The sequence below is a fragment of the Porphyrobacter sp. HT-58-2 genome, from assembly GCF_002952215.1.
Lineage (GTDB): Bacteria > Pseudomonadota > Alphaproteobacteria > Sphingomonadales > Sphingomonadaceae > Erythrobacter.
Genome location: NZ_CP022600.1, coordinates 1,864,133 through 1,888,866, shown reverse-complemented (window position 1 = coordinate 1,888,866; position 24,734 = coordinate 1,864,133). Strand labels below are relative to the sequence as shown.

Here is a 24,734-nt window from a genome sequence, read left to right as displayed (position 1 = left end):
GTGTGCCCGGCGCCTCTGGCATTTTCGGTAATGCGGCAAGGCCCCTCCTTTCGGGACCGAAGCCAAATCCGCCCTGTTCAGCCTCGCTCCCATTGCAGGACCTCTGGCGACGACATCTCTGAACAGCCGGATCAGGAAAATCCCTAGGATGGATAATTTTTGTTAACCACACTGGGGTATTTGATTGGTCTATGGATACGCAATTCATCTTAGATCGCCGGCCTGCGCTATACGCCGCAGCATTTGCGATGCTGTCGCTTGGGTCCCTTCATGCTGCCCAAGCAGAAGGAGTTTCAGCCGGAACCCTGATCCGCAACACTGCCGTCGCCAGCTATGACGAAGGCGGGGTCGCGCGCAGCGTCAATTCGAACACCGTCACCGTTCGCGTGGACGAGCTGCTCGACGTGACGCTGACCTCGCTCGATCCCGGCCCGGTCGCAGGGCGTCCCGGCGAAGCGGTACTGACCTTCGAACTCACCAATCAGGGCAACGGGCCGGAGGCTTTCCGCCTGTTCGCCAACACTGCCGTCGCGGGCAATGATTTCGATACGTCATTTCGTGCGATCGCAATCGATAGCAACGGCAATGGGATCTATGACGAGGGGATCGACGAGATCCTCGCCGAGCCGCAGACCACCGCCATTCTGGTGCCTGATGCTGCGCTCACCTTGTTTGTGCTTGTAACCGTTCCCGAAGGTGTAAGCGATGGCCAGACCAGCACTGTAGACCTTACGGCCGAAGCGGTGACCGGCATCGGCACGCCAGGCACTGTTTTCGCAGGCGCCGGCGTTGATGGCGGCGATGCGATCGTCGGTGCCACAGGCGCACAGGCGGTGGCGAGAGGTTCGCTGATCAACACCGTCGCCAGCGTCGCGCTGGTCAAGTCGGTGGTGCTGCGCGATCCGTTCGGCGGCACCAGCGCTGTGCCCGGCACGATCGCCACCTTCACCATCGAAGCAAATGTCAGCGGCTCCGGTTCGGTTGCCAATCTTGTGGTTACCGACGCGATCCCGGACGGGACAACCTACGTGCCAGGTTCGCTTACCCTGGATGCGACCCCTCTCACCGATGTCGCCGATAGCGACGCAGGCGTTGCTTCAAATCCGGACGGCATCAGTGTCAATCTCGGGAATGTGGCCGCAGGCGCGCGTCACGCGATCACCTTCAACGTCGTCGTCGATCAGTAGAGATGACGAATAATCAACTGTTTACGCCATCACAATTCAGATCGGGGTAAGGACAATGAACATTATCGCAAAACTCATGATCGCAGTCGCAGCACTGACCATGCCCGCATTTGGGCTCGCAGCGCAGGACAATGCCAACCCGGTTGCGCTTAAGGGCGACGTCAAGGCCGAAAAGATCGTCACCGACGCCGATGGCGCGGAACGCATCGAACTGGTCGAGCCGACCTCGATCGTGCCGGGCGACCGCCTGGTGTTCGGTACCGACTATGCCAATAACGGCGCGGATGCGGTGACCAACTTTGTCGTCACCAATCCCCTGCCCGCTGCCGTTCGCCTTGCGCCCGATGCCGATCCGGCGCTCGATGTGTCGGTCGACGGAGGCAAGACCTGGGGCGCGCTGGCCGCGCTGACCTTCACCAATTCCGACGGGACCACACGTCCCGCCGCCCATGCGGACGTGACTCATGTCCGCTGGGTGCTGGCGAGCATAGCCCCCGGCGCATCGGGGCGGCTCACCTATCCAGCCATCATCCGCTGACCAGCGGGAGATAACCGCCACGTCCTGCGGGCGGATTTGATCACGCGGGACACACGCACAGGACCAGACCAATGAAGACCACCAAGCAGTTGCTCGGTGCGGTGAGCGCGTGCGCGCTCATCGCGATGACGAGCGCCCCTGCCCTGGCCCAAGGGACCACCGCAGGCACCACCATCAGCAACACCGTGAACGTCACCTACAACGTCAACGGCATCACTCAGAACGCCGAGACCGCGACCGACGAATTCACCGTTGACCAGCGCGTCAACGTGACCGTTACCAATGTCGGCGCGGCCACCAGTGTCACGCCGGGTTCGACCGAACAGGCGATCGCGTTTGACGTCACGAACCTGTCAAACAGCAGCGTCGATCTTGAACTGACGACCGCTCTAAATGCAGGGACAGCTGCAAACATCAGCAATATCCGCATCTTCCTCGACACCAATGGCGACCGGGTGCTGGATGCGGCAGAACTGGCCGCAGGGCCGATCACCTTCCTTGATGAAGTCGGCTCGTCTGCAACCGGCGTCACCACCGCCGTGATCGTCATCGCCGACTTTGGCCTCAATGCAATCAACGACGATCAGTTCGACATTGCACTGACTGCCAATGCCCATGCCGCTGGCGGCGCGGGCTCGCTGGGTGCCGAGCTGGTCGAATCCGCCACCAACACCAGCGGTATCGACACCGTGCTGTTTGATGGTCAGGGTGCCACCGACAGCGTGCGCGACGGTGCCTTCTCGGCCATCGGCACCTACACCGTGGCCGGTGCGGTCGTGGATGTCGCCAAGTCGAGCCGCGTGGTGAGCGACCCGGTCAACGGGACGAACAACCCCAAGGCAATTCCGGGCGCGACGATCGAATATTGCATCACCGTGGCCAACGCTGCCAGTGCTTCAACCGCGACCGATGTCAACGTGACCGACGATCTGCCCTTCGAGGTGATCTATGACAGCGCATTCGGCATCTTCGTCGATGGCGATGCCAACTGTGCCAACGGCACGGCGGGCGGCAACTTTGTCGCGGGCGCGGGCGCTGGCGGCGCTGACCGGGTGACGGGCGACCTCAGCGACGTTGCTGGCGGCGAGACCCGCTCGCTCTATTTCCGGGTCGTGATCGACTAACCCGATCCGGATCCAGGTCTTGCGTGTTTCCCCCTCCTTGCGGCGCGTCGCGGCAGCACTCCTTGCGGTGCTGCTGCCTCTCGGCGTGCCGCAGGAGGGGGCATCCGCACAGACGAACAATGACGGCGCGGCGGTGCGCAGCATCACCAACATCGCCGAAGCCACATGGGATGCTGACGGCTCGCGCCGCCGGATTTCGAGCAATCCGGTGCGGTTCGACGTCAGCACCCTCCCTGCAGCCCCGCCAGTGATCCAGGTATTCCGCCGTTCGCCCGGCACCGGCGCGGAGCTGGTCTATATCGAACCGCGCTGCAGCACTGTGCCCAATCAGGCGCAGCTGCGCAGCGACCTTGTCACCGCCAGCCTAGCGCCGGCGGGTGGCCCGATTTCCACCACCGCTACGGCCCGCGTCGTCCCGACCAGCCAGCTGCGCGGGGGCGAGCCGATGTTCTTCGAAATCACCGCCGCCGGTGCCAACCGTGATCCAGGCGCAGTTGACAGCATGACCGTAGTGCTGACCACGCTCGAAGGCGACCACGAGACGATCACCGTTTTCGAAACCGCGGCCAATAGCGGCGTATTTGCCGGATCGATCGACACAATGCGCATCCCCCCGCCGTTGGTGCAGGAAGATTGCCGCATCAGCGTGGGCAGCGAAACGCGCATCACCATCGCCGCCATGCGCCCCGACGAAAGCGGTATACTCGTCCAGACCGAAGTCGCCGTGCTGGTCGATCCTTTCGGCGTCGTGTTCGACAGCGAAACCGGCGAGCCGGTCGATGGTGCGCGCGTGGCACTCGTCAATGCCGACACCGGCGCCCCTGCAACCGTCTTTGCCGAGGATGGCGTCACCGCATGGCCTTCCAGCATGATTTCCGGTCAGGCCGTGACCGACGGTAGCGGACGCAGCGTCATGATGGGGCCGGGCGAGTTCTGGTTCCCGCTCACCACACAGGGTCGCTTCCGGCTCGTCGTGACACCGCCCGATCCCTACACCGCGCCATCTGCCGCCCCGCGCGACGTGCTCGCCCGCATCACTCGGCCCGATGGCCGACCCTATGTCATTCGCGACGGATCTTTCGGCGATATCTTCGTGCTCGACGATCCCGCGCCTTTCGAAGTCGATATCCCGGTCGACCGGCCGAGCCTTGATCTCGGCCTCGCCAAGACCGCTTCGCGCACCACCGCCGCTCCCGGCGACGTGGTGTTCTATGCCGTTACTGTCCGCAATCCCGATCCGGCACGGGTCAAGCGCGCCGTGACGCTGACCGACACGCCTTCGCGCTGGCTGCGGCTGCGGCGCGACACGATCCGCATCAACGGCGCACCTGCTCCGCAGGCTGTCACGATCTCGCCCGATGGCCGGGTGCTGACCATCGCACTGGGCGATCTTGCCGCCGGCGCCTCGGCCCGCGTGACCTATGCCATGACCGTACGCCCCGATGCGCCTCCGGGCCGGGTGCTCAACGATGCGCAGGTGACCGATTCGCTCGGTCGCCTGTCACGCGCCAGCGCCGCAGTGGATCTGCGGCGCGATGGCATCGCCGACCGCATGACCATCATCGGGCGCATCACGGCCGGCGACTGCACCCTGCCCGAACGCGAACGCAGCGGGATCGCGGGCGTGCGGATCATGCTGGAAGACGGCAGCTTCGCCGTCACCGATGCCGACGGGCGTTATCACTTCGAAGGCGTCGTCCCCGGCACCCACGTCGTGCAGGTTTCGCGCATGACCCTGCCCGATGGGGCGCGGATGATCGATTGCTCGCGCTCGACCCGCAATGCCGGAAGCGCCTTCTCGCGGCTCGCGATCGGTCAGGGCGGAAGCCTGGTGGTCGCCGATTTCCACGCTGTGCTGCCCGCCGGTACGACGGCTGCGCCCGCGCCTGTGGCACCTGCCAGTCCCACAGAGAAAGCCCCGGCCACTCCCGTCGAACCCGCCGCGGCGCCGACCGATTTTCTGATGCTGGGCGATGGCGAGGACGGCTTCCTTGCCCCCGCCCCCGATGCCAACCCGCGCGCGCCTGCGGTCCGCGTGGTGATCCGCCACCGCCGCGGCCAGAGCGTTGAGCTGCTGGTTGATGGCAAGCCGGTCGATCCGCTCGCCTTCGATGGCACACAGACCCCGGAAAAAGGCAAATACGCAATCAGCCAGTGGCGCGGCGTGCCGCTGATCAACGAACGCACCATGCTCGAAGCGCGTATCATCAACAGCTATGGCGAAGTCTCGAAGACCTTCACGCGTGAGGTGTTCTTCACCCGCACACCGGCCAAGGTCGAATTCCTGCCTGCGCAATCGAACCTTGTCGCCGATGGCCGCACGCGCCCGGTGGTGACGATCCGCGTACTCGACCGCAACGGCCGTCCCCTGCGCGAAGGTATATCGGGCAATTTCACTCTCAACGCTCCCTATCAGAGCGCCGAGCAGATCGACCGCCAGCAGCTCAACCAGCTTACCGGAATGACCCCGATGGCCGCGCGCTGGGTGGTCGAGGGCGAGGACGGCATCGCCCGGATCGAACTCGCCCCCACCATGGTCAGTGGCTCGCTGCGGCTCGATTTCGCGTTCAACGATGGCGAGATCACCCGCCGTCAAGAGCTTGAGGCGTGGATCGAGCCGGGTGATATCGAATGGACGATCATCGGCCTTGTCGAAGGCACGCTGGGCGCGCGTTCGGTGGCGGACAATATGGAGCGCGCCGGGCAGTTCGACAGCGATCTGGGCGATGATGCGCGCGTTGCGCTTTATGCCAAGGGCCGGGTGCTGGGCAAATATCTGCTCACACTCGCCTATGACAGCGCCCGCCAGCGCGAAGACCAGCGCGTGCTCGGCGCGCTTGATCCGACCGCCTATTACACCGTGTTCGGCGATGCTTCCGCCCGCCAGTTCGACGCCGCCACTCGCGAAAAGCTGTATGTCCGCATCGAAACCTCGACCTTCTACGCGCTCTATGGAGATTTCCAGACCGCCTTCAACCAGACGCGGCTTGCCAATTACAACCGCACCGCAACCGGTGTGAAGGCCGAGGCACGCGTCGGACAGATCAAGGCGCAGGGCTTTGCCGCAGAGATTGCCAGCCGGTTCCAGCGTCAGGAAATCCAGGGTCAGGGCATCTCCGGCCCCTACAGCCTCGCCAGCCGCCGCATCCTGCCCAATTCGGAACGTGTGACGATCGAAGTGCGCGACCGGTTCCGCCCCGAGCTGATCATCTCGACCCGCGCGCTGACCCGCTTTGCCGATTACGACATTGATCTGCTGTCAGGCACGATCCGCTTCGCTGCGCCCGTGCTGAGCCGGGATGAAAACCTCAACCCGCAATTCATCGTCATCGAGTTCGAAACTGACGGCGCGGGCGAGGCGGAGCTCAACGCCGGGGTGCGCGCCGACTGGACCAGTGCGAATGGCAAGCTTCGCATCGGTGCCAGCGCAATCACCGATGCCGGAATCGAAGGGGCAAGCGGCCAGACGCAGCGCACCGATATCGGAGCCGTCGATCTGCTCGCCCGTATCGGTGACAGCACCGAGATTCGCGCCGAACTGGGTGTCAGCCGCCGCGAGGGCGAGGCTGCGACTGGCTGGCTGGTCGAAGCCCAGCACCAGACCGCCATCCTCGACCTGCTCGCCTATGCCCGTCAGATCGACGGTGATTATGGAATCGGTCAGCAGAACGCGGCAGAACGTGGCCGTCGCAAGATCGGGGTCGATGGCAGGGTGCTGCTCAGCCAGCAGCTCAATTTCACTGGCAGCCTGTGGCAGGATGAGGGCCTTGTCGACCAGACCCGCCGCCGCGCCGCCCAAGGCCAGTTCGTGCTGACCCGCCAGAACACCGATCTCAGGCTGGGCCTCACCCATTTCAACGATCGCCTCGCCGATGGCAGCAACGCAACCTCGACCGTGCTGGAAGCAGGCGCGACCCAGCGGCTGATGGGCAACAAGCTGGAACTGTCGGCTGGCACCGCGATCGCGCTGGGCAAGAGCGAAAGCCTGGATCTTCCCGCACGCCACCGTCTGGGACTGCGCTATGCGATCACGCAGGACGTGCGCCTTGTCGGCACCTACGAGCTGGCCGATGGCGAAAATCTGAAGGCGCGGCAGCTGCGCGGCGGGATCGAGGTTGCCCCCTGGCAGGGCGGGCAGATCGTCACGACCCTCGGGCAGGAGACCATTGGCGAGAACGGCAACCGCAGCTTTGCCGCCTTCGGCCTGTCGCAGACCCTTCAGATCAGCCAGACGCTGACGGTCGATGCCACAGTGGATAGCAACCGCACCATTGGCGGCAATCCGGGAACAGCAGGCGTCATCAACCCGGCCCAGCCGCCTGCCAGCGGCGGCCAGCTGACCGGTGGGTTGTTGTTCGAGGATTTCACCGCTGTGACCTTCGGCGCGGCGTGGCGCAAGGATCGCTGGAGCATCACGGCGCGCGGCGAAGTGCGCGATGGCGAGATGGCCGACCGCAAGGGCGCCCAGTTTGGCGCAATCCGTCAGCTTGGCGAAGGCAGCTTGGTCGGTTCCGGGATCACCTGGACATTGTCGGAAGCCGCAGGCGGCGCCAAGGCCGAAATCCTTGATGCCAGCATCGCCTTTGCCCACCGCCCCGACGCTTCCCCGCTCGCCATGCTGGGCCGGGTGGAGTTTCGGTCAGACCGGATAACCGGCGGCGTCGCAGGCGAAATCGGCGGAGCTGGAGGCGCTGGGCGCACCGCCCTGGTGGTCGACGGCGATGCCACCGCCCGCCGTCTGGTGGCCAGCCTGTCAGCCAATTTCTCACCGCGCGGCCAGGTCGAAGGTGCCGAAGTCCGCCGTCACGAATTCGGCCTCTTCCTCGGCGCGCGGCACAATCTCGACCGCTTCGAAGGCACCGAGTTTTCCGGCACGTCGGTGCTGGTCGGGGCTGACGCGCGCATCGGGATCGGCGAGAAATTCGAACTCGGCGCGAGCGCCACGGTTCGTTCCAACGTCACCGACAAGGCCACCAGCTTTGCCTATGGCCCGACCATCGGCGTGACCCCGGTCAAGGGGATGCTGGTAACGGTGGGCTACAATATCGAAGGCTTCCGTGATGGCGATTTCGGCGCGGCGCGCAACAGCGACAAGGGGGTGTTCGCGGCGGTGCGGATGGCGTTTGATGCGGACAGCTTCAGCTTCCTCGGACTGGGGAGGTAAGCGATGCGCAACGCCTCCGCCAGCCGGTTTGCTAACCGCCTGTTTACCACGATTTCCTATGCCCGCAGCATGGTCGCTCGCATGTTTCCAATCCACTCCGATGTTGTAACCCTCGTGCTGCGCTTCTTTTGCGTGTCGCTTGGCCTTGCCTTTAGCCAGCCACTCCTCGCGCAGGCGGTCAGTACCTACGTGGTCACAAACGATGGGGCGATCAACAGTTCTCGCATCTGCACAAGCCCTCTGATCCGCACCTTCAACGTCACCGACAGTTTCACTGTCGCCGATGTCGATCTTGGTGTCCTCATAACCCATACGTGGCGAGGTGACCTGCAGATCACGCTGGTATCGCCTAATGGCACCAGAGTTCAGCTCGTCAATGGCGACACCCAGTTTACCAGCGGGGACAATTTCAATGTGCGTCTCGACGATAGCGCAAGTCAGCTCGTCAATACGGATAACCCAACCGGCAATCATCTGACGACAGCACCGCCGTTCCAAAACCGTTTTCGTCCGAACAATGCGCTTTCGGCCTTCAACGGCCAGAGCGCACAGGGCGTCTGGCAGCTTGAAATGTGCGACCTGTTTCCGTCAGCCGACAACGGCAATTTTCGTCATGCCGAGCTCTATCTGACAGCGCAACCGACCAACTTTGCCGATCTTTCGCTTACCAAGCAGCTTGTGGGGGCACCGCCGGTTTCCGGCGGGACAGCGACCTGGCGCCTCACTGTCATCAATGCCACTGCCTCGAACACCACGGCCAGTGGGATCCTTGTGCAGGATACCCTCCCTGCGGGTTTCACTTTTGCATCTGCCAATGGCACCGGCACTTTTGATCCGGCGACAGGCATTTGGACCGTCGGCAATCTCGCGCCGGGCCAAAGCGCTGCAATCAACCTGACAGGCTCTGTTTCTGCACCTGCAGGAAGCGTCATCTCCAACGTTGCCGAAATCATCTCGAGCAGCGCAGCTGATCTCGACTCCACACCGGCCAACGGCATCACCAGTGAAGACGACTATGCCATATCGACGTTCACGGTGCAGAGCGGCCGCCCCCCTGGCATCGTTCCCAACCTTATCTGTCCTGCAGGCACTGCGATCTTCGACTGGGACACAATCCCTGGCTGGGCCGCAGGCTCGACCGACAATACATATGCCTTTGCGACCTTTGGCGGAATGCGCTTCCAACTGACAAATGATGGTGCCTTTCTCAACAACGCCACTTTCGGGGGGCAGTCACCAACCGTCGTCCCCACACTGACTGGCGGCCTGATCCAGCCTCAGAACAGCTTGACCATGCTGAGCGATCAAGCCGATCGTAACGGCGAGGTTGAGCTTGTCATCACCTTGCCACGGGTCTTGACCGGCGTGCAGTTCTCCATCTTCGATGTCGATTTCTTCTCCGGTCAATTTGCTGACCGGGTCGAGGTCATCGGCATTAATGGCGGCACAACCGTGATGCCTGTGCTGACCAATGGCAACGTGAACATGGTGACGGGAAACGTCGTGGTGGGGGATGGACTCTCGGCAGATACAGAACCGTTCGGTAACGTGGTCGTGACCTTTACCGCGCCTGTCGAGCAAATCGTGATCCGCTATGGTAACGATTCCACCGCACCAACAGACCCGGGACAACAGGCCATTGCCATACATGACATTATTGCCTGCAATCCCTTCGCCAGCCTGTCTGTCACGAAGGTGAGCACACTGATCTCTGACCCCGTCAACGGGACCAACAGCCCGAAGGCCATTCCCGGCGCACTGATCGAATACATCATCACTATTTCGAACGCCGGCACATCTGCGACCGATACGAATAGCGTCGTGATCTGGGATCAGGGACCTGCTGACGCCCGACTGTGCCGCGTGTCACAGCCTGGAGGGCCCGTGAATTGGGCCGATCCAGGCGGGTCATCGGGTCTGACCTACGCCTTTACCGGGATCGGATCCGGGTCGGATGATCTAGAGTTCTCAAATGACGGGGGTGCAAGCTGGAATTACACACCCAATGCCGACGCTGACGGTTGCGACGGGGCCATTACCGACTTCAGATTGCAGCCCGGCGGCGCACTGGAAGCAGGACGGTCAGTTGAACTCAGGGCGCGCTATATCATCGATTGATCGAAGGCTGGGCAACGATCCGGCCATCGCCAGCACAACGGCGCCAGGTCCCAACCGGTCGGCAGGGGTGCGACGATCGCCATGAAGCGCGATGATGCCATCGGTGCTGTTGCCCAAAGAAGCAGCGAAGACACAGCCACGCTGCCAGTGGCTTTGGCCCAGGCCGCCTTGACGCGGGAGATTAAACTCTTGCTGGATAACGCGCCTCGGACGGCTGCTTGAGCAGCACTTGCGGTGACCGCCCGATCCTCGCGATTCCGGCGCATTTCGGGATCGGGACGATCAGGGTTGGTGAAGGATGATCAATCGTGGGAATGCGTCGCCCAACAGTCAGCCTCCCTCGTGCTTTCGGCGGTGGCAAGGAAGCTCATCACCCGATCCTGTGTCCTGTGCCGAGGGCGACGGCCTGCCTTGAGATCAGCAACAAGCCGCGGATCTCCGGCAGCTTGTCGGCCGAAGGTGCTTGGCGCCACACCGCTCCGAGCGAGGTAGGCCTCAATTTGCTCGAGAAGCTCCATTGCCTGCGACTCCCATTTCGCTTGCGTTCCTCATATGTTCTTACTAGGAGGGAATCCTAGAGTCTAGGATCAAATTTCCTAGATCGATGCATTAGGATTGGCAGCATGGATGATGCACGCAGAGCCCTTGATGAGTTGATCCAGCAGCGCGGTTGCAGCTATTCTGAGATCTCGCGTCTGCTCGGGCGCAATGCAGCCTATATCCAGCAATTTATTCGCCGTGGCAGCCCAAGGCATCTGGATGAGCAGGACCGCTCTGTTCTTGCCCGCTTTTTCGGCGTCGATGAAAAGATGCTCGGTGCCCCAATCCATAGGACTGGCCCGGTTGTCGAACTGGCTCTGGTGCCGATCCTCGACGTGGAAGCCTCTGCGGGGCATGGCGCGCTTGCCGCGATGGAATCCAAGTCTGCCCAGTTCGGGTTCGATGAACGATGGTTGCGCCGGCTGACCTCGAGCAAGTCTTCGAACTTGTCCATCATCGGGGTCTACGGAGACTCGATGGAGCCCACCTTGCATGATGGCGATGAGGTGATGGTCGATCTCGCAGATGGTCAGGCGCGGCTGCGCGACGGCATTTATGTGCTGCGGATGGACGACATGCTGAGCGTCAAGCGCATTGCGATCGAACCGCAAGGCAAGCGCGTGTCAGTTGTCAGCGACAATCCCACTTACCCGAGTTGGAATGGTCTCGAGAAGCGGGCCCTTAATATTGTCGGCCGCGTACTTTGGTTTGGTCGTGCGCTGCGCTAGTCAGCTCAGACCGCTTCCCAGCGAGGCGGGATCACCTGACGATTTGAAACCTGTTATAAAACAATAAACTGTAACGGTTGATGTGGCGCAGCCAGATCGCAAGCCGCTCGAGGGGTGCGCATAGTTCCGACTGTTCCTGTGATGACTTGCGGATGATTGCCTGCCCGTCATCCGAGCCATGTCTGGGATGGCCGCGGGCCAGTGTGGTTCGCGCGGGGTATTGCGTGAGGATGGCCGGTCTTGCTGCTTTGAGATTCTGGCAATCGCCCGGAGCGATGAGAAAGCCAAGGCGCGGGCCTTCGCGCCATGATCGTCCGCATCGCCACAACGCGTTGTTGGCTGGCAGAGCAGGACATGCCTTGGTAAAAATCGGAGCAAGCCTAACGCGATTTTAAGGGCTTTGCGACCAAGACAGTCCCTGAAAACCGGGACTTTGATCGCATGAACGCTCCATTTGATGCCGCCGCGGCTCTCGCTCGCAAGGCGCTTGCCCATCCTGCTCCCGATCATCAGGTAGCAGTGATCGGCCTTGGCTATATCGGCCTGCCTACCGCCGCCCTGCTCGCTTCTTATGGATGGCGCGTGTGCGGCGTCGATGTCTCGCGCAAGGTGGTCGAAACCGTGAACGCGGGCGGCGTTCACATCGAGGAACGCGATCTCGACAAATTGGTACATGATGCGATCACCGCGCAGACGCTGGTCGCTTCAACCGAAGTGCCGACCGCCAGCTTCTACATGATCGCCGTGCCGACCCCGCTGGGCGAAGGCAAGATGCCCGACATCGCCTATGTCGAAGCCGCCGCGCGCGCGATCGCGCCCAAGATCCTGCCGGGGGCCTGTGTGATCGTCGAGAGCACCTCGCCGGTTGGCACAACTGAACGCGTCGCCGAAATCATCGCCGAACTGCGCCCCGATATCGTCGTGCCGAAGGACGGCTGCGATGTCGATGCCGACATTGCGCTCGCCTATTGCCCCGAACGCGTGCTGCCGGGCCGGATCGTCAAGGAACTGGTTCAGAACGACCGCGTGATCGGCGGGATGACGCCGGCCTGTGCCGAGCGCGCAGCGGTAATCTATGGCAGCTTCGTCAAAGGTGATTGCCTGTTCACAACCGCCCGCGTCGCAGAAACGGTGAAGCTGGTCGAGAATTCGTTTCGCGACGTCAACATCGCCTTTGCCAACGAACTCTCGATGATCGCCGATGTGATCGGGGTGGATGTGTGGGAAGTGATCCGGCTGGCCAACCGCCACCCGCGCGTCAACATCCTCCAGCCCGGCCCAGGCGTGGGCGGGCATTGCATCGCGGTCGATCCCTGGTTTCTGGTCGCAGGCGCGCCCTCTGCCGCGCGGTTGGTGCGCACGGCGCGCGAGGTCAATGATCACAAGGCGGTCCACACCGAAGGCAAGATCCGCGCGCTGCTGGAGGCTGCGCCCGGCGGCAAGGTCGCGCTGCTGGGCCTCGCCTTCAAGCCCGATATCGACGACTTCCGCGAAAGCCCCGCGCTCGAGATCGCGGAAGGCCTTTCCCACACACATGGCGACCGGGTAGTGGTGGTCGAGCCCTTCACCGATGAACTGCCCAAAGCCTTCGCCGGGACGGGGGCCACGCTGGTGACGCTTGACGTAGCCCTGCGCGAAGCGGAGATTGTGGTGGTGCTGGTCGATCACACCGCGTTCAAGCATCTCTCCCCCGCCGATCTCGCGGGCAAGCTCGTGTTCGACACGCGGGGTATGTTGCGGCGATGACCCAAGGCGGCGCAAAACCGCGCATTCTGGTCACCTTCGGCACCCGCCCCGAAGCGATAAAGATGTTCCCGGTGGTCTTCGCGCTGCGCGAAACCGGGCTGTTCGACGTGAAAGTGGTGGTTACGGCGCAACACCGCGAATTGCTCGATTCCGTTCTCGTACTCGCCGGGCTTGTGCCCGATATCGATCTCGATCTCATGCAACCCGACCAGTCCCTGGATGGTCTTGCGAGCCGGATTTTGACCCGCTTTGGTGAGGCTTTGGATACCCTGCGTCCTGACCGGGTGCTGGTGCATGGCGATACGCTGACCACGATGATGGCGTCGCTGGCGTGCTATTTCCGAAGGATACCCGTGGGTCACGTCGAGGCGGGGCTGCGCAGCGGGGACATCTATTCGCCCTGGCCGGAGGAGGTGAACCGCAAGGTCACAGGGGTGGTCGCTGACCTGCATTTCGCCCCCACAGTGACCGCTGCGGACGCCTTGCGCGCTGAAAACGTGGATGAAAGCTCCATACACGTGACAGGCAACACGGTGATTGATGCCCTACTTTTCGCGCAAGGAAAAATCGCTGCCGATCCCGGCCTCGCGCCAGCCATCGCGCCCTTGCGGGAAAGGTTTGCCGGCAAACGGATCATCGCCGTCACCGCCCACCGGCGTGAAAACTTCGGAGACGGAATGAAACAGATCGCTTTGGCGCTTAAGCAGCTCGCGCGCCGGGACGATGTCGCCATCATCTACCCTCTCCACCCCAATCCGAATGTTGCTGAAGTGATGCGTCCGGCGCTGGCGGGGCATGATAACATCGCACTGATCAACCCTCTGGATTATCTGGATTTCGTGGCGATGATGGAAGCGTGCGATTTCATGCTGACCGATTCAGGTGGCATCCAGGAAGAGGCTCCCAGTCTCGGCAAGCCGGTGCTGGTGATGCGTGACACGACCGAGCGACCCGAGGGCGTCGCGGCCGGAACGGCTCGCCTTGTCGGTGCAGATGGGCCGCGCATTGTGTCCGAGGCAATGCGGCTTCTCGATGATGAGAGAGCCCATGCCAAGATGGCCCAAGCGCATAATCCCTATGGCGATGGCAGGGCAAGCTCACGCATAGCAGCGATCATCGGCAAGGTTGGGTGAGCGATCGGAGAGCCTGCCGTGTCTTGACCTGCACTTTGCACTTCCAGCCGAGGCAGCAGCGCCGCAGAGGTCTGGTAAGGCTAACGGGCGACCGGTCGTTGCCGAGGTCAGTCGCGTGGGCAAGGCATGGACGGATGCGTGGACCATTCGAACCGCTCTCGCAGTGCCCGGGTGTCTGATGTATTATGGGGTGGAAAGTTCGAGATCAATTCGTCAAAAATCAGATGCTTCGCGTGACGCCGATTGTATTTGAATTCGACCTCGGCAAGAAATGTCCAAAGATTTTGGCGCTGAACCTGCCTAGACGCACGGAACATCCGACGAAGTGTTGACCAATAGGCTTCAATCTCGTTGTTGGTATGACCGGCAAAGTCGTGAAATGCGGCAGAATGATTTATCCGGACATGCTCGAAGCCATAGTCTGTAAGTTTTTGGTAGCCTGGCAGCATGTCGGTTATGATTTTTGAGCCTGGTCTGACCCGCTCGAGAATCAAAGGAATCAATGTCGCTGTTGTTCGGTCAGGCACAACGCCTGACAGGACCTGCCCATCGCAAGACATCCCTAGCACAATGGCACTTTCGCATTTGCCTCTCTTAGGATGCATAATGTGTCGAAGGTGTACCTCGTCGATGTGGACCGTCTTACCCTCGCCCCCCAGCATCTCGGGTCGCGCCATGGAGGCCATATGAACCCTGATCATTCGGCACATCCGGTAAGCGCCCATGTGCCCGATCCCCAGTTGCCTGCGAATGAAGCCAGACCGCACCCCAATAGACGTGTTGGCGAAAAGCAGGAGCGCGTAAAACCATGCCGTGAGGGAGAGATTGGAGCGATACAGCACTGTATCTTTGAGCGGTGAGAGGTGCTTTCTGCACCTATGGCGCCATTTCTTGGTCCCCTTGATCTTCGTCCAGCCCCCCACTTGGCCGCAGCTCGGGCAGGGAGAATGCGTCCCCCACTTGGTTTCGAAGATATGCTGAAGGCACGCGTCTTCGTCGGGAAATCGTTCGAAGAACTGCATCACCCCGGACCCCTTGGACGACGCCAAGACCTCAGTCCTCCTCGTAAGGATCGGGGCTGGCCAAAGCGTTTTGCCGGGCATCTAGCGACGGAAACGCGCCAACCATGTCCCAGTAGGTCTGCGCCGACTTGTAACGACGATTATAACGGAACTGGAATTCCTTGAGATAAAGCCACAGATGTTGCCGCGAGGCATGTTTGTAGTGGGTCTGGAACGGCCAGAGAAAGTAGGACAGGAAGCCCTTGATCGCATCGACTTCATCGGGATGGTCCATGTAGTAGCAAGGCAAATAGACCGCACGCGATAACCGACATCCATATGCTGAAAACACTCGGTCGGTGCGGTAACATGTCGTCCACAACTCGCCATGGCCGGGCACCATTCTTGCGGTGGCTTGGCGCACGATATGCCGCAGTCCGGCACCGATCACCTCGCAATCCACTTTCCTATCGCGTGCCGCGAATAGAACATTGACACGATTGAGACCGGTCGTGCCGGAGCGAACACGCCGAAGGTTCTCGATTCTTACCTCGATTTTCTGTCGCGGCGAGGCCAACGGCGCCATGCGCTCCAGCTCGGCCATATGCCAGCGGATCCGCTGGGTCATGCGGAAGGCAGCAAGATAGCTGATACCGAGATGGCGCCCGAGAAACCCGGCATTCACCCCCTCCTGAGAGTTCGCAAAATGCAGCATGGCATAAAACCACAGACGTAGGGGCAATTTCGTGCCATGAAACAAGGTACCTGAAAGCGGAGAAATGGCAGCTCCGCACGAATGCTGGACATATTTCGCGCCAGTGCGACGATGCCAGGCGCTTATCCTGCCGCATTTGTCGCACACGAACTCGTGCCCGAACCGCGCTTTCAAGACATGATCAAAACAGGCATCGTCCGTGGGGAAGCGCCGTGCCACGTCTTGAAGACTGGTCCCGTCCCAGCCCGGTCGCGGGAAATGTGAGGGAGCCGGCGGGTATCCAAGATCAAATGGCATAAGACGGCAACATTGCGTGAACAGAAGGAGTGGCGTGCGAATGCGGCCTTGTCTGCCGCGATGAGCAGCCTGAAGATGAGCGATGCAATAGGCAACAGCATATACCGCGCGGGGACATAGGCAGTGCGGTGAACCGAATATTTTTGCCGTGATCGAGGGCACTGACTCGTACGGACAAACAGACTGACAGGAAGCGGGTTGCGAGGGCCGGGTCATCAGGCTAGCAGCGCAAAGCAGGGATCCCTTTGTGAAGGTGCCGATGAACTCAATCACGATAAGCCAGCTGTCTCCTGCAGCGCGCCGGGCGCTCGCGCACCGCGCACTGTCAAACGGCCGAAAGCCGAATGAAGAGGCGTGCGCTATTCTCGAAGAGATCTTGTGCCCGCCAGGGCGCCTGCTTGTGGGGAGTGCTCTTTCCGAGCTCAGTCGGCAGAGTGGTCTTTCAAATGCGGATGTTGATGCGCTCGAAGCGGCGCGATTGGCAGATCCTGCGCCGCCGGTGTGGTTCGGATGATCCTGCTCGACACGAGCATCGTTGCAGAGGCGATGAAGCCGGCACCTGATGCTCGCGTGCTCAACTGGCTTGATTCGCAGCGGGCTGAGAGCCTGTATATTGCCAGCGTCACTGTGGGAGAGATCCTTTATGGAATTGGATCGCTTCCCGACGGCAAGGCAAAAGACCAGCTCGCCAAAGCGTTGGAGCGGATACTTGACGCGTTTTCGGGCCGCATGCTGACCTTCGATACAGTCGCTGCTTTTGCCTATGCGGAAATCGCAATTGCAGCAAAACGCAAGGGCAAAGCACCGCCAGTGACAGATGCATACCTTGCGGCAATTGCGTCGGGTCATGGAATGACGCTCGCGTCGCGCAACCCAGTGATCTATGAGGGCTTTGGACTATTGGTCATTGAGCCTGGTGATCGCTGAACATGATGCGTTACCCTCGGTATCAGTCCAGACTACCGTGATTGAAGCGCTCACGCTTTCGTCGGGTACGACAATTTGACATCTACGAGGAGAACCGAAAGGAAGTCCTTGCATGTCAATTTTATTTGACTGATCTGCCGCTCTTGATTGTAGTGTTGTCCTCATTGCTGTGGCCTCAATGGCGCCCTGCAATGCTTGAGCGATCATGATCACAGACCCATGTCGAACCGTCTGACATCGCGTCCTCAGGTTCGGGTGCCTTGCCTTCAGCAGCTTATGCCCTGCGACTCCCCGAACCTTTGGCGGCTGTCTGGCGGAGAAGGTTAACCGTCCCGAGGACTGAGCGCTTCGGACAGGGACGGGCATTGAGCAGCGCGCACTTGTTTTCGGTCGCGATCGTCGATCTTAGCCTGCCGCGCTCGTAAGGGCGAAGCAGGCCCTGATCGACCGTCGGCCACATGGTCTTGCCACAACTGAAATTGCCACCAATCCTTGCTCTGCAGAGTTACGCCAAATCATCTCTGCCCTGAAAATGGATAACATGGTGAGCGTCAAACAGGGCGCGACCGAGCCGCAGTGGAAACGCGCATGAGGGATCAGTGACAGTCCTGTCTTCAAGTTTCCCCTGTTTCGATAGGCGAGCGCTCAGAATTGTCGCCCTCATGCTTTGATTTTGCCGCGTAGTGCACTAAGACTGGATTGAAATGCTTACTCTTTTTGCCGCCTCAGTGGTTGCTGCCGGGCAACCGTTCACTTGCACGCCGACCCATGTCTGGGACGGCGATGGACCTGTTTGGTGCGAAGAAGGTCCTCGCCTTAGGATCGCAGGTATTGCCGCGCGCGAGATTGATGGCACTTGCCGAACCAATCAGCCCTGCCCACGCAGCTCTGCTATCGAAGCACGTGATGCCTTGGTACAGCTTCTTGGCGGCGCACGCGGAACAGCGCCCACAGGCCATGTTCTGGTGAATGGCCCGAAGCTCTCATGTCGCTCTGAAGGGTCGGCGGGAGGCAATCGCACGGCGGCCTGGTGCCGCCTGCCAAGCGGTGCGGACCTCTCCTGCGCAATGATCCGCACCCGCACGGTGCTGCGCTGGGACCGCTACTGGAAGGGTCCGGCCTGCCGCTGAATCCGGGTGGGACAATGCAGGCGAACCCTACAGACCAAAATCGAGCCGCTTGCTCACCGAACGCTCGAGTTCGGGCGGCTTGATCTCGGGCGCGGGCGCCCTGCCCTTCGCCTCACCGATAGCAGCCGCCTCGCGCAAGAGGTTCACGGTCTCAAGCGCAGAGCGCTTCATGCCGGGATTGTTCTCGACCGCAGCCTCGAGCTTGCCGGGGCTGTCGACAAGGAGCTTAAGGCCGTCGCGCAGCCGGGTGATGGTCACGAGGAAGGTCTGCTGGTTGGCAAGGTTCTTCTCGCGGCTGTCCATGACAGCGATGCCGCGATCGGACGTCAGACCCTGCGCCATGTGCGCATTGAGCGCATAGGCCAAATCGAGGCGCTTCAGCATCGGATCGTCGGGCGCAAGGCGGTGCGGCACACCGACTGAGGTTACCAGCGCCACACCCTTGGCGTCGATCGCAGTGATCCGCGCCTGGTCGGCATTGAGCAGGCCGCGCCTGTGATCGGTGGCGGTCCAGCGGACCCGGTCGCCATCATGGATCTCGATCTCGCGGCGTTCGTAGAGCTTTAACGGATCCTGCTCGCCCTGCGGACGGAGCTGGCCGGGACGAAACTCGAATTGCCGCCCGCGCTCGTTCTGCAGGGTCACACGCTCGCGGGAGAGATCGGTTGCCACCACCGTATAGCTCCCCTTCTGGAGCCCCTGCCCCCTTTGCCGGCGGTCAACCTCGAGCACGGTGCCGGGAGTATAGCTGCGCGCATAGCGCAGTTCCTCGCGCGTCAGATTGATGCGCGAAAGCACTTCGATCTTCATCGCGCCCGGGCCCAGCTCGCCATTGGCCTTAAGACCTGTCTGGACCGCCTCGTTGACTTCACCGCGCAAGGCCCGGCCCGACGCATAGATTGCGGTCACCTCGCGCTCAGCGGGGGCGAGCGAAAGCCAGGCGGCGGCGGCATCGACGGCGGCGTTCTCGCCCGCGGCAATGACATTCTCACCAAGATGGGTCAGCGCTTCGCCGATGTGGCCGCCTTGGGCCGCGTGCTGCGCGCTGCGCAGCGCTTCATCGCGGGCGCGAAGATTGGTGTCCATCAGCGCGGCTTCGATACCGGCCTGCTGCATGACATCGAAGGGCTTGCCGGCATCGACGGCACCGAGCTGCTTGGTGTCACCGATGCTGGCGAAGCGATCGAGCTGCAGGAGATTGGCGAGACGCACCAGCTTTTCCATGTCGGCATTGCCGACCATGGATGCCTCATCGAGCACCACGACTGTCCCACTCATCGCCGTGCGCGCGGCCTCGAGGCGCGCACCGCCCTCGCCCATAAGAATGTCCTGATGCTGCCCCAGGAAGCGGGCCACGGTCATCGACGGGATGCCCGTGTCGCGCTCCAGCATCTGCACCAGCGTATTCTGCACCGCGAGACCCAGCACGGTCTTGCCTTCCTTGCGCAGGATGTCGGCGACGGGCTTCAGAACCGTGCTTTTGCCTGCGCCAGCCACACCCTGGATCGCGACAATGCGATTGTGCGAGCTCAAGAGCAGGCGGCCCGCCCCCTCCTGCCCCTTGTTCAGGCGGAAGCCATATCTGTTCTGCGAGACGGCTTGCAGCCGCCTTCCGGCATCGAAGGCAGGAACGATGGCGGGCGCAGCGCCGCGCCCAGCCTCGACGCCTGCAAGGATCCGCTGTTCGAGGCTGATCGCATCACGGGTGGTGAGCATGTCGCGGTCGGCGCCCTTCCCTGCCTGAAGGTAACCCTGACGGATGAGCTGGTCGACCCGGCGCTCGATATCGGCAAATGCTGTTGGCAGGCCGAAGCCGAGCGCGGTGCCATAGATGTCGGTTTTGGTGAAGGCCGCCTCGCGCTCGCCAAGATGGCGGATGGCCGAAGCGACACCATGGATCGCTGCAACTTCCTCCGGGCTGCGATTGCCGAGCCGCGAGGGAATGAGGGGGTCGCCTTTCGCGATGCCAAGACGCTCGGCGAAATCGTGGACGATCTGTTTTCCTTGCAGGGCGACCTTGCGGACCGATGATCCCAAGCCGGGAACCTTGCCGAGGTCCTTGGCGCTGCGTGCGTTCGCCCGCGCGATGACCATCGCCGGATCGAACCCGAGCTTTTCTGCGGTGTCCTTCCACTGCTGGGCCAGCGCAGCGCGGTCCTCGATGGCTTCCTTTTTCGCCCGGGTCATCAGCGTCGCGGCGTCGAGTGCCTTCGGTCCCTGGGAGTTCATCTGTGCGGCGGCTGCGAGAACCTCGGCGCGCCGCGAGCTGAACGCATCGCGCACCTCCTTGGGAACGCCCACCGCCTCGAAATTGCCGTGCTTGCCGAACTCGCCGACCTCGTAGCCGAGCTTCTCCACACTGAGCCGGAAGTTCGCCATGGTCATGGCGTTGAGGAGCGTATTGTGCTTCCAGAGATTGTCGTTGCGCAGCGCCCGCCACTTGCCATCCGGCCCCTGGGTGACGTTGGCGATGACGGCATGGAAATGCGCATTGGGCTCCTGGTTGCGGTTGGTGTCGTGCTGGAAGACCGCGGCTACGAGGTTCCCGGTCCGAACCACCCGCTCACTCCCGCGCACCTCCATGCGGGTTTCGGCAAGGTTCTTCTCGGCCCAGGTCAGCGTCTCGCGGACCGCTGCGCCATAGGCATCGAGGATCCGCTTGTCGCCGCCGACGAGCGCAAGCACCGACCAGCTCTTGGGCATGGAGAAGGTGAGATCGGTGCCTGCGCGATGGGCCCGGTGGTCGCTGCCAACGCGGCTTCCGTCTGGCAAAAACCCCTTGAGGACAGCTTCGAAGGTCTTGGCATCGACCGCGCCCGTGAGGCCCAATTCTTCGGCGCCCTTGCCGAACCACGCTCCGGACCGATCGGCATCGGTCCGGGTGTAGTAATTGTCGGCGGCAAAGTAGCTGGCAGCACCGCCCGCGGTTCGGACATTGGCTACCGACAGCACGCATCTGCCCTTCGGGTGGCGTCACGAACTGCCATCGTCAGATCTCCAGATCGCCGAGGTCGCGCTCGTCCCTCGGAGGCTCGTTTCGCTCAGGGACCCCGCCCTCGTTCAGCAGCCTCCGGGCATCCGAAGATCCCGGCGGGCTCGCCGGCGCACCGCCTTTCCGGGAGGGTGGCTCAGTGACCTTTGCGCCGCCAGAGTTGGCTTTGGACTCGCCGCCTTTCTCGGCACTGTCCATCGTCTTCTGCCGACCTGCTGACGGGTTCTGCCTGCCCGCAGGATCGCTCGACCTGGCGCCCGACTTCGACCCCGATCTGCGCGCCGGGTGGTCACTGCCGCGAAGGTTGCCCAGGCCCTCGGATGGGGCAGCAGGATGCCCATGCCGATCCGTCGCTAAAGGTCCATGGTCACCCCTGGCGCCTTCCGCGCCGACGGGCCCGGAGCCGCCAGCATCAAGTCTGCCCGCCGCATCTGAACCCAGCAGACGCGCTGTCTCCGGCGCCTTTGCACGATCGGACTTTGCCGCCTCGCCAGGTGCCTGATCGAGGGCCAGTTCGCCCTGCCTGGGAGCCGAATGATGGCGCAAGGTCGACTTCCCGCCACCATCATCGCCGGTCGAAGCCTGCGTGCTGGCCCTCTCCCCGGATTGCCCTCCCGGCTTCGGCCCCGGGGGCTCGGAAGCGTCGAGCTGCGCAGGCGGAGGAAGCCGATTGGGCCCCCGCACGATAAAGGCATCGGCCACCTTCGGGCGGTTCACCGGACGAAGCCTGATGGGCGCTGCGGGGAAGCCTTCCGGGAACTTGATATAGCCCTCAAGGCTCTTCATGTTCATCAGCTCATCGGGCATTCGCAGCGGCTTGATCGTCGTGCGGCGGGTTAGGCTGACCGCGTCGCGGGCATTGTTGTAGCCCATCGAGTATCCCTCATCAGTATCGATGACCTCCTCGTGACCGATGACGTCGCTGCACCAGGTTGCGGTCTCGCGGTCGGCAACCGAGAGGATGAGCTTGGTGCGGGCAAGCGACGCGAGGGTCGCGGCCATGTTCTCGCCATAGACCTCCTTGAGCTTGGCAAAGGCATGGAGGCCCAGAACGATCGCCCCGCCGAAATTGCGGGCGGTCTGCAGTCCGTTTTCGAGCGCGGGAAGACGATGCAGCGCGCCAAGCTCGTCGATGAAGAACCAGCACGTGACCTCGTTGGTGCGCGCGGAAGTCATGAGCGTGTTCATGGCCGTATCGAGCCACAAGGTGAGGAGCTGCGAGGTCACGCTCATGTCGACATAGCGGGAGGAGATGAACAGGATCGAGCCTCGTCCCGCAGGGTGCGCGGCTGACTCCTCGATCCATTCGCGCACCGAGAACCGCGGACCTTCGGTCGGCAGGAGTTCAAGCGCCTTGGCGTTGACATTGAACACCGCGCGCACCGATTCTGCCATTCGCGCAGCTTCGGGTGCGGTGAGCGGACCGGCCATCGTATCCTTGACCAGTTCGTGGACATTGGAGAGGTCTGCAGACATCAGTTCCTGCGCGAGCGCGGCATTCGATCCCCTGCCCTGGGCCACGAGTTCGACGCAGAACTTCACGAACAGCGCGCGCGCACCGAGCACCCAGAACTGCGCGTCCCCGCCCCCGTCATGCGGGACAAGCGCATCGGCGGCGGTCCAGAAATCAGCTTCGGTGCGGCACTCGTCGAACAGGCTCCACTGCGGGCAGCGGGCATCGAGCGGGTTCAGAATGATGTCCCGCTTGGGATCGTAGAACTGCTCGATGAAGGCCCCGGTCAGATCGAACACGACGCAGTTCTGGCCCTTGGCGCGGGCCTCTTCGATCATGGCCGAAATGGCGACCGACTTGCCGGTACCGGTGGTGCCGACCAGCATGGTGTGGCTCTGTTCAAGCCGCCATGGATAGACCACCCCGGCGATGTGGGAGGGGCGATAGGGAAAGGCCTTGGCGAGCTCCCAGGGGAAGCATAGCCGCCACTTCCAACCCATCGCGGCCATGCGTTCGCAATTGCGCTTTTTGCGGTTATGCCTGCGAAGGCGCCGGCTCAGTTCACGAAGCTCAACAAGCTGCGCGCCGCGAACGAATATGCGTGCCTTGGCCTTGCCGCCAAAGCGGGCGGCGAAGCCGTAGAACAGCAAGAACGCGGGGACGAGAAACAGGGCCGAACGCCACGCGGCGCTGGCGACGAGGTCGGTCATGTGGTCCCACGCCCGGACAACCGGCGGGAAGGAACCGAGCATGCCGATCGGCAATTCCATCGTGCCGCCAAAGACTGTTTTGACGGTCACCAGCTTGTCGGGATTGAACTCCATGAAGCCGTAGGCCGCAGCATAGAGGCGCATCCAGATGAGGTAGATTTCATAGTCGGTGAGCGCCGATGAAAGCGTCCACCATGAGGTCCAGGAGATCACCACGGCGGATATGGTCAGCGGGCCCTTGAGGCCTGCTGCGAACATGAAACCGAAATGCCCGAGGAGCTGGCTTCCGCGCGTGAAATTGGCGAGGTTACGCTTCATCGAAACCTCCCGCGTCGGTGCTTTGCGCGAGACCAAGTTGCTTGCATCTGCGGACATAGGCCTCATGTACGCGGCCACGCAGACCGTGATCGACGTGACCGGAAAGCAGGGCGTCCACGCCCACCATCGTGAAGACCGCATGGTGGTTCAGACGCTTCAACCAGGTGCTGAGGCCGACGTTCAGATCGTCCTCGTCGCAGGCTTGCTGCAACAACGAGCGGATCCATTCGCTCACGCTGATATCGCGGCGCTCGGCCGCACTGCGAACCCGCTCGGCAAGCGCAAACGAGACATGGACTTGGAGAGATTTTGGCCGTGTCATGCACGGACTCCTTGTGATGAGGAGCCCGGAACGCACTGCGAAAGGCAGACGGAGGTCTAATTCAGAAATGAGAACATGTCAAGAACATCGAGAACGGCGGAATTCCGCCATTCCGCCCCGCGTTCAATCAGAATTGATTGGCAGTTTCAGGCCTGTCCAAATCTGATTGGGAAGCTGCCATTCTCAGCGCGCGCTCATTACACCTCTGTTTTGTATTGACTTTTTAAACCAATAGGTGCTGCGACCCGTCGCGTAGGGTGTGCGCGAAGTTGTCCCCTATTTCGACCGCTGTGATCGACCACTTTCCCGCCTGATTTCTGATGGCAAAGGCCCTGGTTTCACAAGGATTTGAAAGCCTATCCGGCGCTTGAAGGACAGGCGTGGTCAGAGCCCTTATGGACGCTGCAATCGCCATTTTTGCACCGCACTTGCCCATCCTAAGGGGTGGATTGGATTTTCCAGTCAGCAGCACCTCTCTATGTGTTGATTATACGCTTTCCACAGCCTGCGGGAGCCGTCAGCCTGCAGAACGGGGCGCGGATGGCCTTATCGCGTGCGGCGACAGAACGGACGCAGGCGCAAGGCACGCTT

General features: G+C 62.0%; 15 protein-coding genes. 10 read left to right on the top strand and 5 right to left on the bottom strand.

Features of this window, described 5'->3' with window-relative positions:
- Window positions 1-248 precede the first annotated feature (248 nt).
- The 8 genes from CHX26_RS08945 (at window position 249) to wecB (ending at window position 14,278) form a co-directional block, all read left to right on the top strand.
- Complete coding sequence (locus tag CHX26_RS08945; RefSeq protein WP_233997088.1) at window positions 249-1,187, top strand: hypothetical protein; 939 nt, start codon at window positions 249-251, stop codon at window positions 1,185-1,187.
- A 55-nt stretch (window positions 1,188-1,242) separates the two neighbouring features.
- Window positions 1,243-1,725, top strand: coding sequence for a hypothetical protein (locus CHX26_RS08940; RefSeq protein WP_104942069.1), 483 nt, complete (start codon window positions 1,243-1,245; stop codon window positions 1,723-1,725).
- Window positions 1,726-1,796: 71 nt separating this feature from the next.
- Window positions 1,797-2,849, top strand: a complete 1,053-nt coding sequence (locus CHX26_RS08935; protein WP_104940614.1) for a DUF11 domain-containing protein — start codon at window positions 1,797-1,799, stop codon at window positions 2,847-2,849.
- 67 nt (window positions 2,850-2,916) lie between these two features.
- Entirely contained in the window at window positions 2,917-8,013 is a 5,097-nt protein-coding gene (locus CHX26_RS08930; protein WP_104943352.1) for a DUF11 domain-containing protein, read from the top strand.
- A gap of 3 nt (window positions 8,014-8,016) precedes the next feature.
- Window positions 8,017-10,131 (top strand): proprotein convertase P-domain-containing protein, encoded by a 2,115-nt coding sequence (locus CHX26_RS08925; protein WP_233997086.1) that lies wholly within the window; start codon window positions 8,017-8,019, stop codon window positions 10,129-10,131.
- Window positions 10,132-10,754: 623 nt separating this feature from the next.
- Window positions 10,755-11,399, top strand: a complete 645-nt coding sequence (locus CHX26_RS08915; protein WP_104942067.1) for a S24 family peptidase — start codon at window positions 10,755-10,757, stop codon at window positions 11,397-11,399.
- Between the two features lie 441 nt (window positions 11,400-11,840).
- Entirely contained in the window at window positions 11,841-13,145 is a 1,305-nt protein-coding gene (wecC, locus tag CHX26_RS08910; protein ID WP_104942066.1) for a UDP-N-acetyl-D-mannosamine dehydrogenase, read from the top strand.
- Window positions 13,142-14,278, top strand: a complete 1,137-nt coding sequence (gene wecB, locus CHX26_RS08905; RefSeq protein ID WP_104942065.1) for a non-hydrolyzing UDP-N-acetylglucosamine 2-epimerase — start codon at window positions 13,142-13,144, stop codon at window positions 14,276-14,278. Before wecC ends, wecB begins: the two co-directional genes overlap by 4 nt.
- Window positions 14,279-14,385: 107 nt before the next feature.
- Here the strand turns inward: wecB and CHX26_RS08900 are convergent, their stop codons facing one another.
- Both CHX26_RS08900 and CHX26_RS08895 read right to left on the bottom strand, forming a co-directional pair.
- Window positions 14,386-15,300 carry an IS1595 family transposase gene (locus CHX26_RS08900; RefSeq protein WP_172449757.1) on the bottom strand — a complete coding sequence of 305 codons (915 nt, stop codon included), beginning with the start codon at window positions 15,298-15,300 and terminating at the stop codon, window positions 14,386-14,388.
- 31 nt (window positions 15,301-15,331) lie between these two features.
- Window positions 15,332-16,213, bottom strand: a complete 882-nt coding sequence (locus tag CHX26_RS08895) for an IS1595 family transposase (protein ID WP_146107691.1) — start codon at window positions 16,211-16,213, stop codon at window positions 15,332-15,334.
- Window positions 16,214-16,801: 588 nt separating this feature from the next.
- On the opposite strand from CHX26_RS08895, the gene CHX26_RS08885 reads away from it, so the two are divergent.
- Window positions 16,802-17,218, top strand: a complete 417-nt coding sequence (locus tag CHX26_RS08885; protein WP_104942061.1) for a type II toxin-antitoxin system VapC family toxin — start codon at window positions 16,802-16,804, stop codon at window positions 17,216-17,218.
- 704 nt (window positions 17,219-17,922) lie between these two features.
- Entirely contained in the window at window positions 17,923-18,348 is a 426-nt protein-coding gene (locus tag CHX26_RS16080) for a thermonuclease family protein (protein ID WP_104942060.1), read from the top strand.
- Window positions 18,349-18,375: 27 nt separating this feature from the next.
- Here CHX26_RS16080 and mobF read toward each other — a convergent pair whose 3' ends face one another.
- Genes mobF through CHX26_RS08865 form a run of 3 tightly spaced genes read right to left on the bottom strand, consistent with a single transcriptional unit; the run spans window position 18,376 to window position 24,143 of the window.
- A complete protein-coding gene (gene mobF, locus CHX26_RS08875; RefSeq protein WP_104942059.1) occupies window positions 18,376-21,300 on the bottom strand; it encodes a MobF family relaxase in 2,925 nt (974 codons plus the stop codon).
- Between the two features lie 37 nt (window positions 21,301-21,337).
- Window positions 21,338-23,821, bottom strand: coding sequence for a type IV secretion system DNA-binding domain-containing protein (locus tag CHX26_RS08870; protein WP_104942058.1), 2,484 nt, complete (start codon window positions 23,819-23,821; stop codon window positions 21,338-21,340).
- A complete protein-coding gene (locus CHX26_RS08865) occupies window positions 23,811-24,143 on the bottom strand; it encodes a hypothetical protein (protein WP_104942057.1) in 333 nt (110 codons plus the stop codon). The genes CHX26_RS08870 and CHX26_RS08865 overlap by 11 nt, the downstream gene beginning before the upstream one ends.
- Between the last annotated feature and the right edge of the window lie 591 nt (window positions 24,144-24,734).

Coding starts and splice junctions, on each gene's coding strand:
- CHX26_RS08945 (WP_233997088.1), top strand. CDS start 249: ATGCTGTCGCTTGGGTCCCTTCATGCTGCCCAAGCAGAAGGAGTTTCA.
- wecB (WP_104942065.1), top strand. CDS start 13,142: ATGACCCAAGGCGGCGCAAAACCGCGCATTCTGGTCACCTTCGGCACC.
- CHX26_RS08935 (WP_104940614.1), top strand. CDS start 1,797: ATGAAGACCACCAAGCAGTTGCTCGGTGCGGTGAGCGCGTGCGCGCTC.
- CHX26_RS08870 (WP_104942058.1), bottom strand. CDS start 23,821: ATGAAGCGTAACCTCGCCAATTTCACGCGCGGAAGCCAGCTCCTCGGG.
- CHX26_RS16080 (WP_104942060.1), top strand. CDS start 17,923: ATGCTTACTCTTTTTGCCGCCTCAGTGGTTGCTGCCGGGCAACCGTTC.
- wecC (WP_104942066.1), top strand. CDS start 11,841: ATGAACGCTCCATTTGATGCCGCCGCGGCTCTCGCTCGCAAGGCGCTT.
- CHX26_RS08940 (WP_104942069.1), top strand. CDS start 1,243: ATGAACATTATCGCAAAACTCATGATCGCAGTCGCAGCACTGACCATG.
- CHX26_RS08900 (WP_172449757.1), bottom strand. CDS start 15,300: ATGCAGTTCTTCGAACGATTTCCCGACGAAGACGCGTGCCTTCAGCAT.
- CHX26_RS08925 (WP_233997086.1), top strand. CDS start 8,017: ATGCGCAACGCCTCCGCCAGCCGGTTTGCTAACCGCCTGTTTACCACG.
- CHX26_RS08885 (WP_104942061.1), top strand. CDS start 16,802: ATGATCCTGCTCGACACGAGCATCGTTGCAGAGGCGATGAAGCCGGCA.
- CHX26_RS08865 (WP_104942057.1), bottom strand. CDS start 24,143: ATGACACGGCCAAAATCTCTCCAAGTCCATGTCTCGTTTGCGCTTGCC.
- CHX26_RS08915 (WP_104942067.1), top strand. CDS start 10,755: ATGGATGATGCACGCAGAGCCCTTGATGAGTTGATCCAGCAGCGCGGT.